Source organism: Amycolatopsis sp. YIM 10, from assembly GCF_009429145.1.
Lineage (GTDB): Bacteria > Actinomycetota > Actinomycetes > Mycobacteriales > Pseudonocardiaceae > Amycolatopsis.
In genome coordinates this window covers 2,316,509-2,332,293 of sequence record NZ_CP045480.1, presented here as the reverse complement: position 1 = coordinate 2,332,293, position 15,785 = coordinate 2,316,509, and the positions used below count along the sequence as shown (strand labels likewise).

The window sequence follows — 15,785 nt, the reverse complement described above, 5'->3', positions numbered from 1 at the left end:
CCTCCCGTCACCGCGACTCGGTGGCCTCGAGGGCCGCCCGCACCAGGTCGTCGATCGCCATGTTCGTCAGCTCCTCTTCCGGCGGTGCTTCGGGCCCGGCCAGTTCCAGCAGCGCGTCGAGCAGACCGGCCTCCCGGATCCTGGCCACCGGGATCGCCGCGAGCGCGCGCTGGATGCCGTCCTCGTCCCCGGCCGGTGCCGGGCTCTCCGGCAGGTCCAGCTCGTCGAGCAGGAAGTTCGCCAGCACGCCGGGGTTCGGGTAGTCGAACATCAGCGTGGCGGGCAGGCGGAGTTCGGTGGCGGCACCGAGCCGGTTGCGCAGTTCGATCGCGGCCAGCGAATCCAGTCCCAGTTCGGTGAAGCCCTTACCGGTGTCGATTTCGGCCGGTCGCGCGTGCCGCACCGCGGCGACCTCCGCACGCACCAGGTCCAGCACCACCCTGCCACGCTCCACTTCGGACAGCGGGGTCAACCGCTGGACCAGCGTCAACTCCGTGACCTCGACCGGCGCGATCCCGGCCACGGCACGCGTCCGGCGCCGCGCCCCGGCGAGGTCGCGCAGCACCGCGGGTACCTCGTCCGCGGCTTCGAGCGCCCCCGCGTCCAGCGGAAGCGGGACCAGCGCGGGTTCCCCGGTGCCCAGCGCGGCGTCGAACAGCTCCAGTCCGCGTTCGGGGGAAAGCGCCGGTGTGCCCAGTCGCCGTTGCCGCTCGAAGACCGCTTCGTCCAGTGCCGCGCCCATGCCGTCACCGGCCCACAGGTGCCAGGCCAGTGCCGTCGCCGGGAGCCCGGCCGCGGTCCGGTGCGCGGCCAGCGCGTCGAGGAAGACGTTGCCGGCGGCGTAGGCGGCCTGCCCGGCGTTGTCCAGGATCCCCGTGGTCGAGGAGAACAGGACAAACGCCGAAAGGTCCAGGTCACTGGTCAGTTCGTGCAGGTGCCAGGCCGCATCCACCTTGGGCCGCAACACGTTCCGCAGCCGTTCCGGGGTGAGCGAGTCGAGCAGGCCGTCGTCGACCACACCGGCGGCGTGCACCACCCCGGTCAGCGGGTGCGCCGACGGGATCTCCGTCAGCAGCGCCGCCACCGCCGACCGGTCGGCGACGTCACACGCCGCCACGGTGACCTCGGCGCCCAGCCCTGCCAGCTCGGCGCGCAGCTCCGCCGCGCCAGGGGCGTCGAGGCCGCGCCTGCTGGTCAGCACCAGGCGCCGCACCTCGTGCCGGGTCACCAGGTGCCGGGCCACCAGCGCGCCCAGCCCGCCGGTGCCGCCGGTGATCAACACCGTGCCCGTGGTGTCCCACACCGGATCGCCGGTAGCGGCTGTTGTCACCCTGGCCAGGCGCGGCACCAGGGCCTTGCCCTCGCGCAGGGTCAGTTCCGGCTCATCGCTCGCCGCCGCGGCGGGGAGCAGCTTCGCGTCGTCGTCCGATTCCACCAGCACGAATCGGCCTGGGTGCTCGGCCTGCGCGGCACGCACCAGCCCCCGCACCGGCGCCTGGGCCAGCTCACCCCGGTGCTGCACGACCAGTGTCGACGACGCGGCGCGGGGATCGGCCAGCCACGAGCGCAGGACCGCCAGCACCTCACTCGCCACCGAATGCGTGGCGGTGAGCAGGTCTGCGTCCCCGCCGTCAGGCACGGAGTAGAGCACGGCCCCTTCGGCAACGTCGTCCGCCAGCGCCGGGAGCGTTCCGTCCACTTCGGACAGAGACACTTCCCGCCAGCCGAGCCGGAGCAGTCCGTCTTCCGCTCCCCCGGCCAGCTGTGCGGGCGAAACCGGGCGGGAGACCAGGGACTCCACCGTGGCCACCGGCTTGCCCGACTCGTCGGCGACCCGCAGCGCGGACACCTCGTCACCACGCACCCGCCTCAGGTGCACCCGCAGCGCGGTCGCGCCCGTGGCGTGCAGGGTGACGCCGTTCCAGACAAACGGGAGCAGCGTCTCGCCACCACCGGTCTCGTCCAGCAGATCCGCGTGCAGAGCGGCGTCGAGCAGCGCCGGGTGCAGGCCGAAGCCGGTGTCCTCGGCTCCCTCGGGCAGCCGAACCTCGGCGAACACGTCCGTGCCACGCCGCCACGCCGCGGTGAGCCCCTGGAAAACCGGGCCGTAGCCGTACCCGCGCTCGATCAGCCGCTCGTAGGCGCCGTCGAGATCGACCGGGGTCACGCCCGGCGGCGGCCACTCGGTCAGATCGAACTCCGGCTCCGCCGCCTCGGCGGTGAGCATGCCGACCGCGTGCCGCGTCCACGGCCCGCCGGTGTCCTCGGCCCGCGAGTAGACGCGCACCTGCCGCACCCCGGAAGCGTCCGGCTCGTCCACCACGACCCGCACCGCGAGCGCGACCCGATCCGGCACGATCAGCGGTGCTTCCAGGGAGAGTTCCGCCAGCTTCGCGCAGCCGACCTCGTCACCGGCGCGGATCGCCAGCTCGACCAGCCCGGTCCCCGGCAGCAGCACGTTGCCCAGCACCTGGTGGTCGGCGACCCAGCCGTGCGTGTGCCGCGCCAGCCTGCCGGTCAGCACCACCCCGTCGGACTCCGGCACGGTCACCACCGCGCCGATCAGCGGATGCCCGGCCCGCTGTTGCCCGACCCCGGCCACGTCGTCCGCGACCACCGGCGCCGGCTCCAGCCAGTACGGCCGGGTGTCGAAGGCGTAGGTGGGCAGGTCGACCCGGCGAGCGCCGGAGCCGGCGAAGAAGTCCGTCCACACCGGACTCTTCCCGGCGGCGTGCAGTCCGGCCACCGCGGCCAGCAGGGTGCCGGTCTCCGTCCGGTCCCTCCGCATCGTGGCCAGCACAGCCGGCCCGGTCGCGTCCGGGAACGCACCGAGGCTTTCGGTGGTCATCGCGGACAGCACCGCGTCCGGGCCGAGTTCGACGAACCTGGTGACGCCTTCTCCGGCGAGCCAGCGGACGCCGTCGGCGAACCGGACCGCCGCACGCACGTGCCGCACCCAGTAGTCCGCGTTGGCCAGGTCCGCCGGTTCCCCGATGACGTTGGAAATCACCGGGATCCGCGGTTCCGCGTAGGAGATGGTGCGGGCGATCTCGCCGAACTCGGCCAGCATCGGCTCCATCAGCGGTGAGTGGAACGCGTGCGAGACCTTGAGCGCAGTGGTCTTGCGGCCCCGTTCGGCGAGTTCGCGCTGGATCTCCAGCACCTCGCTCTCGACACCGGAAACCACCAGTGAGCCCGGCGCGTTGACCGCGGCTATCCCGGTCCGCTCGGTCAGCAGCGGCACGACCTCGTCCTCGGTCGCCTGCACCGCGACCATCGCCCCGCCCGACGGCAACGCCTGCATCAAGCGACCACGCGCGGCCACCAGCTTCGCCGCGTCTTCGAGCGAAAGCACCCCGGCGACGTGCGCCGCGGCCAGCTCACCGATCGAATGCCCAGCCAGGAAATCCGGTCGAAGGCCCCACGACTCCAGCAACCGGAACAACGCCACCTCGACCGCGAACAACGCGGGCTGGGCGTATTCGGTCCGGTTCAGCGCGTCGGCGTCCTCGCCCCAGACCACGTCGGCCAACGGGGTGACCAGGTGGTGGTCCAGTTCGGCGCACACCGCGTCGAACGCCTCCGCGAACACCGGATCGGCTTCGTAGAGTTCGCGGCCCATGCCGAGCCGCTGCGAACCCTGGCCGGTGAACAGGAACGCGGTGAGCCCGCCGGTCCGGCCGGTACCGGTCACGACCTCGGCTGAACCGTTTCCGGTGGCGACCGCGTCGAGCGCCTCGGCCGCGGCCTGGTGGTCGGCGGCCAGCACCACGGCCCGGTGTTCCAGTGCCGCACGGGTGGTGGCGAGCGAGAAGCCGAGGTCCAGCAGGCTCTCCTCCGGCCGGTCCAGCAGCCGGTCACGCAGCCGCTTCGCTTGTCCGGCCAGTGCTTTCGGCGTTTTCGCCGACAGCACCAGCGGGACCGGACCGGCGTCGGCGGTTCGCACCGCCGCCGCCTCGTCGGGTTCCGGTGCCTGTTCGAGGATGACGTGCGCGTTGGTGCCGCTGAGGCCGAACGAGGACACCGCCGCGCGGCGCGGGCGCCCGTCCTCGGTCGTCCACTCGCGCGGCTCGGTGAGCAGGCGGACCGCCCCGGCACTCCAGTCGACCTGGCCCGAAGGTTCGTCCACGTGCAGGGTTTTCGGCATCAGCCCGTGCTGGATCGCCAGCACCGTCTTGATCACGCCGCTCACCCCGGACGCGGCCTGCGCGTGCCCGATGTTCGACTTGACCGAGCCGAGCCAGAGCGGGTCCTCCCCGGCCCGCTCCTGCCCGTAGGTGGCCAGCAGCGCCTGCGCTTCGATCGGATCGCCGAGGCGGGTGCCGGTGCCGTGCCCTTCGACCAGGTCCACCGCGGACGCGGGCAGTCCGGCACTGGCCAGCGCCCGCCGGATCACCCGTTCCTGCGACGGCCCGTTCGGCGCGGTCAGCCCGTTCGACGCGCCGTCCTGGTTGATCGCGCTGGACCGCACCACCGCCAGCACGGGATGGCCGTTGCGCCGGGCGTCGGACAGTCGTTCCAGCAGCAGCAGGCCGACGCCTTCGGACCAGCCGGTGCCGTCCGCGGCCCCGGCGAACGCCTTGCACCGGCCGTCCGCGGCCAGGCCGCGCTGCTGGCTGAAGTCGACGAAGATGTCCGGGGCCGGCATCACCGTCACCCCGCCGGCCAGCGCCATGGTGACCTCGCCCTGCCGCAGTGCCTGGCAGGCCACGTGCAACGCGACCAGCGACGACGAGCAGGCCGTGTCCACGGTGACCGCGGGCCCCTCCAGGCCGAGGCTGTACGCCACCCGGCCCGACGCGATGCTGCCCGCGCTGCCGTTGCCGAGGTAGGCGGCCAGGTCCTCGGGCACCTGGCCCGGCCTGCTGCCGTACTCGTGGTACATCACCCCGGTGTAGACGCCGGTCTGGCTGCCGCGCAGCGCGGCCGGGTCGATCCCGGCCCGTTCGAACGCCTCCCACGAAGCCTGGAGCAGCAACCGCTGCTGCGGGTCCATGGCGATCGCCTCGCGCGGCATGATGCCGAAGAACTCCGCGTCGAACTCGGCGGCGTCGTAGAGGAAACCGCCCTCCCGCACGTAGGTCTTGCCCGGCGTGCCCGGCTCCGGGTGGTACACGCCTTCGGTGTCCCAGCCACGGTCCTCCGGGAACTCGCCGACCGCGTCCACGCCCTGGGCGACCAGGCGCCACAGGTCCTCCGGGGACCGCACCCCGCCGGGGAACCGGCAGCTCATGCCGACGATGACGATCGGGTCCTCACCGGCGGCCGTCTCGGTCGTCACCACCGGTGCCCGCAGATCGTTGCCGACCGCCTTGGACCTGAGGTAGTCGGCGACCGCGCGCGAGTTCGGGTAGTCGAAGACCAGCGTCGCGGGCAGGCTGAGACCGGTCTCGGCGTTCAGCGCGTTGCGCAGTTCGACCGCGGCGAGCGAATCGAAGCCCAGCTCCTTGAAGGCGCGGTCCTCCTCGATCGCCTCGGTACCGGCGTGGCCGAGCACCGCGGCCACCTGGGCGCGGACGAGGTCCAGCAGCAGCCGGTCCCGTTCGGCCGACGACCGGCCGGCCAGCAGCGCGGCCAGCGCGTTCGTCCCGGTCCCCGCCCCGGCGGTGACCTGGCGCCGGGCGGGACCGCGGCCGAAACCACGCAGCAGTGCGGGAAGTTCGCCCGCCCTGGTCAGCAACGCCTGCCGGTCGATCCGGATCGGCGCCACCATCGGCTCGTCCACCCGCAACGCGGCGTCGAACAGCGCCAAGCCGTCCTCCGTGGACAGAGCGGGCAGGCCGAGCCTGCGCATCCGGTCCAGGTCGGACTGGCCCAGTTCCCCGCCGAGGCCGGTGTTCACCGCCCACATCGCGAAGGCCAGTGCCGTGGCGGGCAGGCCTTCGGCACGGCGGTGCGCGGCCAACGCGTCCAGGAAGACGTTCGCGGCGGCGTAGTTCGCCTGTCCCTCCGGCAGCACCAGTCCACCGGCCGAGGACAGCAGCACGAACGCCGAAAGGTCCAGCTCCCTGGTCAATTCGTGCAGGTGCCAGGCCGCGTCCACCTTCGGCCGCAACACCTCGTCCAGCTCGTCGGCGGTGAGCGCGCCGACGAGGCCGTTCCGCACCACTCCGGCGGCGTGCACCACCCCGGTCAGCGGATGGGTGCCGGGCACCCCGGCCAGCAGGTCCGCCAGCGCGTCCGGACCGGACACGTCGCAGGCCGCGATCGTCACTGCCGCGCCGAGTTCGCCCAGTTCGGCCCGCAGCTCCGCGGCACCGGGCGCGTCCTCACCCCGGCGGCTGGTCAGCAGCAGGTGCCGCACCCCGTGCTCGACGACCAGGTGCCGCGCGATCAGCGCGCCGAGGCCACCGGTGCCACCGGTGATCAGCACCGTGCCGTCCGGGTTCCACGCCGGTTTTCCGTTGCCCGCGACGGCTTTCGCCAGTCGCGGCACGTACGCCTTGCCCGAGCGCAGCGCCAGTTCCGGTTCCCCGGAAGCAGTCGCGGCGGCCAGCAGGTGCGCCGAGTCCGCGTCGGTGTCCACCAGGACGAAGCGCCCGGGGTTCTCGGCCTGCGCCGCCCGCAGCAGGCCCCACACCGGCGCCTGCGTCAGATCGACGGGCTCGTCGCCCGCCGCCACCGCGCGCCTGGTCACCACCATCAGCTTCGACGACGCGAACCGGTCCTCCGCCAGCCAGGAACGCACGGCGGCCAGCACTTCGTCCAGTACCGAGCGCGTACCGCCGAGCACGTCGGCACCACCCGGAGGCACGGTGTAGCGCACCACTTCCGGCACGTCCGCGCCGAGTTCGTCCAGTGCGACCGGGGCGGGGAGCACACCGGCGGGCACGGTCAGCGGTTCCCACGCGAGCCGCAGCAGGCCGTCGGTCACCGCGCTCTTCGCGGCGTCGAGCTGCCCGGCCGACGCCGGACGCGACACCAGCTGGTCCACCGTCGCCACCGGCCTGCCCCGCTCGTCCGCCACCCACAGCGCGGACACCTCGTCCCCGCGCACCCGCCGCAGGCGCACCCGCACCGCGGTCGCGCCGGTGGCGTGCAGTGTCACGCCGTTCCAGGAGAACGGCAGCAGGGTCGCGCCCTCGCTCCGGCCGTTCTCGTCGAGCAGGTCGGCGTGCATGGCCGCGTCGAGCAACGCCGGGTGCAGGCCGAACCGCGCGGCCTCGTCCCTCGCCTGCTCCGGCAGCTCCACCTCGGCGAACACGTCCGCCCCACGCCGCCAGGCCGCCTTCAAGCCCTGGAACACCGGGCCGTAGCCGTAACCGCGGTCGACCAGCCGCTCGTAGGCGCCGTCGACCGGGACGGGCACCGCGTCCGCCGGTGGCCATTCCGAAAGGTCGCCGTCCGGCTCCAAGCCGCCGGGCGTGAGCGTTCCGGACGCGTGCCGGGTCCAGGAACCACCCTCGTCCTCGGGCCGCGAGTACACCTGGACGGACCGGGCCGCCGACTGGTCCGGCGCGCCCACCACCACGCGCACCGACAGCCCGCCGCGGTCCGGCAGCACGATCGGGGCCTGGAGGGTCAGTTCCGCCACGGTGGCGCAGCCGACCTCGTCACCGGCACGCATGGCCAGCTCCACGAGTCCGGTGCCCGGCAGCAACACGTTCCCGAGCACGACGTGGTCGGCGATCCAGGGCTGCGAGTCCACGCCGAGCCTGCCGGTCAGCACCACCTCGTCGGTGTCCGGGACCACCACGGCCGCGGCCAGCATCGGATGCCTGAGCGAGGTCAGCCCGGCGGAGCCGAGGCTGCGCCCGCTGGTCGTCGCGGCCGGGTCCAGCCAGTACCGCCGTCGCTGGAAGGCGTAGGTGGGCAGGTCGATCCGCTGGTTCCCGGTGGCGGCGAAGAACTCGTTCCAGGCCACGGGCACACCCCGCGCGTGGGTACGGGTGAGCGCGGTGACGAGTTCTCGTACCTCGGGCTTGTTCCGGCGCTGCACCGGCACGAACCCGGATTCGGCCATGCCGCTGAGCGCCGCGTCCGGTCCCAGTTCGAGGAAGGTGACCACACCACGGGTTTCCAGTGTGCGCACGGCGTCGGCGAACCGCACCGGCTCGCGCACCTGGCGCACCCAGTAGGCCGGGTCGGTCAGTGCCGCGGCAACCTCACCGGACACAGTGGACACCACCGGGATCACCGGGTCGCTGAAGGTCAGGCTCTCCACCACTGCGGCGAACGCGGCCAGCATCGGCTCCATCAACGGCGAGTGGAACGCGTGCGACACCCGGAGCATGGTGGTCTTGCGCCCCTGTCCGACCAGCTGGTCGGTCACCCGTACCACCGCGTCCTCCGCGCCGGAGACCACCACGGCCTCCGCCCCGTTGACGGCCGCGATCGAAACCTCGCCGGTCAGCAGTGGCAGCACTTCTTCTTCGGACGCCTGCACCGCCGCCATCGCGCCGCCTGAAGGCAGCTGCTGCATCAACCGGCCCCGCGCGGTGACCAGTTTCGCCGCGTCCGCCAGGGACAGCACCCCGGCCACCTGGGCCGCCGCGATCTCGCCGATCGAATGCCCGGCCACAAAATCGGGCCGCACACCCCAGGACTCGACGAGGCGGAACAACGCCACTTCGACCGCGAACAGCCCGGCCTGCGCCCACACCGTCTGGTTCACCAGGTCGGCGTCGTCGCCCCAGATCACGTCTCGCAGCGATGAGTCCAGCTCGGCACACACCTCGTCGAAAGCCGAGGCGAAGGCCGGGAAGGCGTGGTACAGCTCCCAGCCCATGCCCAGCCGCTGTGCGCCCTGGCCCGAGAACACAAACGCGACCTTGCCGTCGATCGCCCGGTCCACCACCGGACCGGTGCCACCGGCCAGCGCGGTCAGGCCGCGGACCAGTTCGTCGAGGTCCGCGCCGACGACCGCCGCCCGGTGTTCGAACGCCGAGCGCTGGGTGGCCAGTGCCCTGGCCGCCGCGGTCAGTTCCGCCACCGGCTTTCCGTCCACAAAGGACAGCAAGGTGGCGGCCTGTGCCCGCAGCGCCTGCGGGCTCTTGCCGGAGACCAGCAACGGCAGCAGCGCGGGCACCTCGGCGGGCACCGCCGGTTCGGCTGGCGGCGCCTGCTCGATGATGACGTGCGCGTTGGTGCCGCTGATGCCGAACGAGGAGATCCCGGCCCGGCGCGCCCGCCCGCGCTCCGGCCACGGCCGGGACTCGGTCAGCAGCTCCACCGCACCCGAATCCCAGTCCACCTGGTCCGAGGGCTGGTCCACGTGCAGCGTCTTCGGCAGCACGCCGTGGCGCATCGCCTCCACCATCTTGATGATCCCGGCGACACCGGCAGCCGCCTGCGTGTGCCCCATGTTCGACTTGACCGAGCCCAGCCACAACGGCTCGTCCCGCTCCTGCCCGTACGCGGTCAGCAGCGCCTGCACCTCGATCGGATCACCGAGCGTCGTCCCGGTGCCGTGACCTTCCACCACGTCCACATCGGACGGTGACAGTCCGGCCGAACCCAGCGCCTGCTGGATCACCCGCACCTGCGACGGACCGTTCGGCGCGGTCAGCCCGTTCGACGCGCCGTCCTGGTTCACCGCACTGCCACGCACGACCGCCAGCACCGGATGTCCCAGCCGCCTCGCCTCGGACAACCGCTCCACCAGCAGGACACCGGCGCCCTCACCCCAGCCGGTGCCGTCCGCGGCGCCGGCGAACGACTTGCACCGGCCGTCGGCGGCCAGTCCGCGCTGCCTGCTCATGTCGACGAAGGTGTCCGGAGTGGACATCACGGTGACGCCACCGGCCAGTGCCATGGTGCACTCACCGCGGCGCAGCGCCTGGATCGCCCAGTGCAGTGCCACCAGCGACGAGGAGCAGGCGGTGTCCACGGTGACCGCGGGCCCCTCCAGGCCGAGGGTGTAGGCCACCCGGCCGGAGACCACGCTGGCCAGGCTGCCGTTGCCGAGATAACCGGCTACCTCCTCCGGCACCTCGTCGAGCAGGGTGCCCCAGTCGTGGTACATCACCCCGGCGAACACGCCGGTGCTGCTGCCCCGCAGGGAAAGCGGGTCGATGCCGGCCCGTTCCACGGCCTCCCACGCGGTTTCCAGCAGCAGCCGCTGCTGCGGATCCATCGCCGTCGCCTCGCGCGGCGAGACGTTGAAGAACTCCGCGTCGAACTCGGCCGCGTCGTGCAGGAACCCGCCTTCACGGGCGTAGCTCTTGCCCGGCTTGCCCAGTTCGGGGTCGTAGAGGCCGGGGTCCCAGCCGCGGTCGACCGGGAACGGCGTGATCACGTCGGCGCCCTCGGCGACCAAGCGCCACAGGTCCTCGGGGGATCCGACCTCGCCCGGGTAGCGGCAGGCCATTCCGACGATGGCGATCGGCTCGTCGACGGCAGCGGCGGCCACCAGTGCGGTGGCCCTCGCGGGCTCGCTGGTGGTGAACAACTTGCCGCCGATGTGCTCGGCCAGCGCGCGCGGGGTCGGGTAGTCGAAGACCAGCGTCGCGGTCAGCCGCAGCCCGGTGGCGGCGTTCAGCCGGTTCCGCAGTTCGACCGCGGACAGCGAGTCGAAGCCGATCTCGCTGAACACGCTGCCGGGCGCGATCGCCTGCGCGCCGTCGTGGCCGAGCACCCCGGCCACCTGCGTGCGAACCAGGTCGAGCAGTGCGTCCGCGCGTTCCGCTTCCGGAAGTGTGGACAGGGAACGTTCTGCAGGCGCCTGACCCGTCGACTCGGCGGCGGCGGGCCGCGACGAGGCGCGGATCAGGCCGCGCAGCACCGGCGGCAGGGTGCCGTCGTCACGTGTGCGCGGATCCACCCGCACCGGCACGACCACGGGGTCGGTACCGGCCACCGCCTGGTCGAACCGGACGAGGTGATCGGCCGCGGAGAGGTTTCGCAGGCCGAGGCGCCGGATCCGGGTGAGCGCGAGTTCGTCCACGCCCGCGCCCATTCCGCTGTCCGGCCACAGACCCCAGACGAGCGAGGTCGCGGGCAGTCCGGACCGCCTGCGGTGCACGGCCAGCGCGTCCAGGAAGACGTTCGCCGCCGCGTAGTTGCCCTGACCGGCCCCGTCGAGCAGGCCGGCGGTGGACGAGTACAGCGCGAAGACCTTCAGTCCGAGGTCCGCGGTCAGCTCGTGCAGGTACCAGGCGGCGTCCGCCTTGGGCGCCAGCACCCCGGCCAGCCGGTCCGGCGTGAGCGAGCCGAGCAGCCCGTCGTCGAGCACACCGGCCGCGTGCACCACCGCGGTCGGCTGGTGCGCGGCGAGCAGGGCGGCCACCGCCGCCCGGTCCGCGACATCGCAGGCCACCACGGCGACCTCGGCACCGTGCCCGGTCAGCTCGGCGGCCAGTTCCGCCGCCCCGGCCGCGTCCGGGCCGCGCCTGCTGGTGAGCACCAGGTGCCGCACGCCGTGCTCGGTGACCAGGTGCCGGGCCAGCACGGCACCCAGCCCGCCGGTCCCACCGGTGACCAGCACCGTGTCGTCCGCGTCCCATGACACGTTCGCCGGTTCCTCGGCGGGGAGCTTTTCCAGTCGTGGCACCAGGAACTCGGTGCCGCGCACGGCGATCTCCGGTTCCCCGGTGGCCACCGCGGCCAGCACCACCTCGTCCGAGGCGGTGTCGGTGTCGGTGTCGACCAGGACGAACCGCCCCGGGTGCTCGGCCTGCGCGGACCGCACCAGGCCCCACACCGGCGCCTGCGCCAGGTCGATCGGCCCGTCCCCGGCCGCCACCGCGTGCCGGGTCACCACGACCAGCCGCTCGGCACGGGGTTCGGCCAGCCACGACTTCAGTTCGTCCAGTACCGCGCCGGTGACCGCGCGCACCGCCTCGGGAACGTCCACTTCGGACACTGACGGGCAGCGGTACAGCACGGCGTCCGGCCGGTCCGTCCCGGCGGGCACCGGCGTCCAGCCGATCCTCAGTGACGGTTCGTGCACCCGGCTCGCCGCCGAAAGCTGTTCCTCGGTCACCTCGCGCAGCACGAAGGACTCCACGGTGGCCACGGGCGTCCCGGCGGTGTCCGCGACGGCCAGCGAAACCGCGTCCGTCCCGGTGGCCACGATCTTCACCCGTACCGCGGCGGCACCGGTCGAGTGCAGTGCCACGCCCTGCCATGCGAACGGCAGGCGCGTGCCGGAAACCGGTGTGGGGGAAGCGAAATCGGTGGCGTGCAGCACCGCGTCGAGCAGCGCGGGGTGCAGGCCGAAGCCGGCCGCGTCGGCCCGGTTCTCCTCCGGCAGCGCGACTTCGGCGTAGACGGCACCATCGTGCCGCCAGACCGCACGCAGCCCGCGGAAGGCCGGTCCGTAACCGTAGCCCTGCCCGGCCAGGTCGGCGTACAGGTTCGCGATGTCGACCACCTCGGCCCCGGGCGGCGGCCACTCGGCCGCCGGCGGTGCGGCGGGGGCTTCCGGGGCGAGAACACCGTCGGCGTGCCGCACCCACGGCAGGTCCGCCGAGTCGTCTTCGGTGCGGGAGAACAGTTCGACGGTTCGCCTGCCGGTGCCGTCGGCGGCACCGACCACCAGTTGCAGCGCCACGCCCGAGGTGCCCGGCAGCACCAGCGGCGCGTGCAGGGTCAGTTCCTCGACCAGTGCGCAGCCGACCTGGTCACCGGCCCGCACAAAAAGCTCCACGAACGCCGTGCCGGGCAGCAGCGGCACCCCGGAGATCAGGTGGTCGGCCAGCCACGGGTGGGTGCGCAGCCCGACCCGGCCGGTCAGCACCACCCCGTCCCCGTCCGCGAGCCCGACCACCGCGCCCAGCAGCGGGTGCTCGGCCGCGACCTGCCCGAAGCGGGTCGCGTCGGCGTCGGAATCGGGGGCGCTCAACCAGAACCGGCGCCGCTGGAAGGGATAGGTCGGCAACTCCACGCGGCGCGGTTCACGGCCGTCGAAGAAGCCCTGCCACGCCACGCGCACACCACGGGTGTGAACGGCCGCGACCGCGGAAAGCAGTTCACGCACCTCGGCGCGGTCCCGGCGCATGGTGGGCACCAGCGCGGCCGCGCCCGGCTCCAGGAATCCCTGTCCCATCGCGGAAAGGACGGCGTCCGGCCCCAGTTCGAGGAAGGTGCGCACGCCCTGGTCCGCCTGCCAGCGCAGGCCGTCGTGGAAGCGCACCGCCTCGCGCACGTGCCGCACCCAGTACTCCGGCGAGCACAGCTGCTCGGCGGTGGCCAGCTCACCGGTCACGTTCGACACCACCGGAATCCGCGGTGCCGAATAACTCAGCACGCCCGCGACCTTGCCGAACTCCGCGAGCATCGGCTCCATCAGCGGCGAGTGGAAGGCATGGCTCACCCGGAGGCGCTTGGTCTTGCGTCCCTGCCCGGCGAAGGTCTCGGCGATCTCCAGCACCGCGTCCTCGGCTCCGGAAATCACCACCGCGTCCGGGCCGTTGATCGCGGCGATGCCCACCTGGTCGGTGAGCTGGGCACGCACCTCGTCCTCGGTCGCCTGCACCGCGACCATCGCCCCACCCGGCGGCAACGCCTGCATCAAGCGACCACGCGCCGCCACCAGCGTGGCCGCGTCCTCGAGCGAAAGCACCCCGGCGACGTGCGCCGCGGCCAGCTCACCGATCGAATGCCCAGCCACGAAGTCCGGGCGAAGACCCCACGACTCCAGCAACCGGAACAACGCCACCTCGACCGCGAACAACGCGCCCTGCGCGTACTGGGTCTGGTCGAGCAACGCGGCTTCGGCCGTTCCTTCCTCGGCGAAAAGCACATCCCAGAGGGAAGTTTCGTACTGCAGATCGAGATGACCGATGGCCTCGTCCAGTGCCTCGGCGAACGTGCCGAACTCCTGGTAGAGCTGCTTGCCCATGCCGAGGCGCTGACTGCCCTGGCCGGTGAACAGGAACGCGAGCCTGCCGCCTGCCGGGCCGTCCGCGGCTTCCGTCCGCTCGGCCACCGCGCGCAGGCCGCGCCGCAGTTCATCGGTGTCCTCGGCGAGCACCACCGCGCGATGACTGAGCGAAGCCCGCGTGGTGACCAGCGAATGACCGAGGTCGGCCAGCGGCAGTCCCGGCTTGTCGTCCACAAAGGACAGGAGGCGGTCCGCGCTCGCGCGCAGCGCCTGCTCGCTCCGGGCGGAGAGCACCACCGGGACCAGTCCGGTCGCCGGGGTCCGCTCCGGTTCGGGCTCGATCGCGGGCGGCTCTTCGATGATCACGTGCGCGTTGGTGCCGCTGATGCCGAACGCCGAGATGCCCGCGCGGCGCGGCCGGTCGCCGCGCTCCCACGGCACCTGCTCGGTGAGCAACCGCACCGCACCGGCGGACCAGTCGATGTTCGACGAAGGCGCGTCCACGCCCAGCGTTCTCGGCAGTTCCCCGTGCCGCATCGCCATGATCATCTTGATCACGCTGGCCACGCCGCCCGCGGCCTGGGTGTGCCCGAGGTTCGACTTGACCGAGCCCAGCAGCAACGGCTGCTCACGGTCCTGGCCGTAGGTGGCGATGATCGCCTGCGCCTCGATCGGGTCACCGAGCTTGGTCCCCGTGCCGTGCGCGTCGACCACGTCGACGTCGGCCGCCTTCAGCCCGGCGGTGGCCAGCGCGGTGCGGATCAGCCGCCGCTGCGAACTGCCGCTCGGCGCGGTGAGCCCGTTGCTGGCCCCGTCGGAGTTGATCGCCGAGCCCCGGACCAGAGCCAGCACCGTGTGCCCGTTGCGGCGGGCGTCGGAGAGCCGCTCGACCACGAGCAGGCCGATGCCCTCGGCGAACGCGGTGCCGTCCGCGGCCTCGGCGAACGCCTTGACCCGGCCGTCTGGCGCGAGCCCGCGCTGCCTGCTGAAGGCGGTGAACATGCCGGGACTGCCCATCACCGCGACGCCGCCGACCAGCGCCAGCGACGCCTCGCCCCGGCTCAACGCCTGCGCGGCCAGGTGCAGCGACACGATCGAGCCGGAACACGCGGTGTCCACGGTCACCGCCGGGCCTTCCAGCCCGAGCACGTAGGCGACCCGGCCGGACGCCACGCTCGGCGCGTTCCCGGTCATCAGGTAGCCGTCCAGGCCCTCCGGCGCTTCGTGCACGCGCACGCCGTACTCGTGCACCTCCGCGCCGATGAACACGCCGGTCTGGCTGCCGCGCAGCGAAGTCGGGTCGATGCCGGAGCGCTCCAGTGCCTCCCACGCGGTTTCCAGCATCAGGCGCTGCTGCGGGTCCATCGCCAGCGCCTCACGGGGCGCGATGCCGAAGAACTCCGCGTCGAACTCCGTCGCGGTGTCGAGGAAACCGCCCTGGTTGACGTAGCTCTTGCCGACCGCGTTCGGGTCCGCGTCGAACATGTTGTCCAGGTCCCAGCCGCGGTCGGCCGGGAAGTCGCCGAGCACCGTGCCGCCCTCGGTCACCAGGCGCCAGAGGTCCTCGGCGGAGGAGATCCCGCCGGGGAACCGGCAGCCGACACCCACGATGGCGATCGGTTCGTCGTCCCCGGTGGCACCGGTGACCACCACGGACGGTTCGGCGTCGTCGAGGCCGAGCACCTCGGCCCGCAGGAACCCGGCCAGCGCGTCCGGGGTCGGGTGGTCGAAGGCCACCGTCACCGGCAGGTCGAGGCCGAGCCCGGCGTTGAGCCGGGCGTGCAGTTCCACCAGCCCGAGCGAATCCAGGCCGAGTTCGCGGAACGGCCGCTCGAGGTCCAGCCCGCCGGCCAGTTCCGGCCGCAACTGGCGCAGCACCGCGTCCGCCTGCGCGGCGACCAGTTCGAGCAGGAACCGGTGTTGCTCCGGCACCGGCAGGCCGACCAGCCGTCCGGCCAGCACCGCTCGCTCGCCCGGCAGCTGCCCGGCAGCGGGAACGCGATTCTCAGACTCACCCATC

At 72.9% G+C, this 15,785-nt stretch carries 1 protein-coding gene; it reads right to left on the bottom strand.

Annotated features, from left to right (window positions below; genetic code table 11):
* Positions 1-7: 7 nt before the first annotated feature.
* On the bottom strand, positions 8-15,784 hold the full coding sequence (locus YIM_RS11490; protein WP_153030341.1) for a type I polyketide synthase: 15,777 nt from the start codon (positions 15,782-15,784) through the stop codon (positions 8-10).
* Position 15,785: the final 1 nt, after the last annotated feature.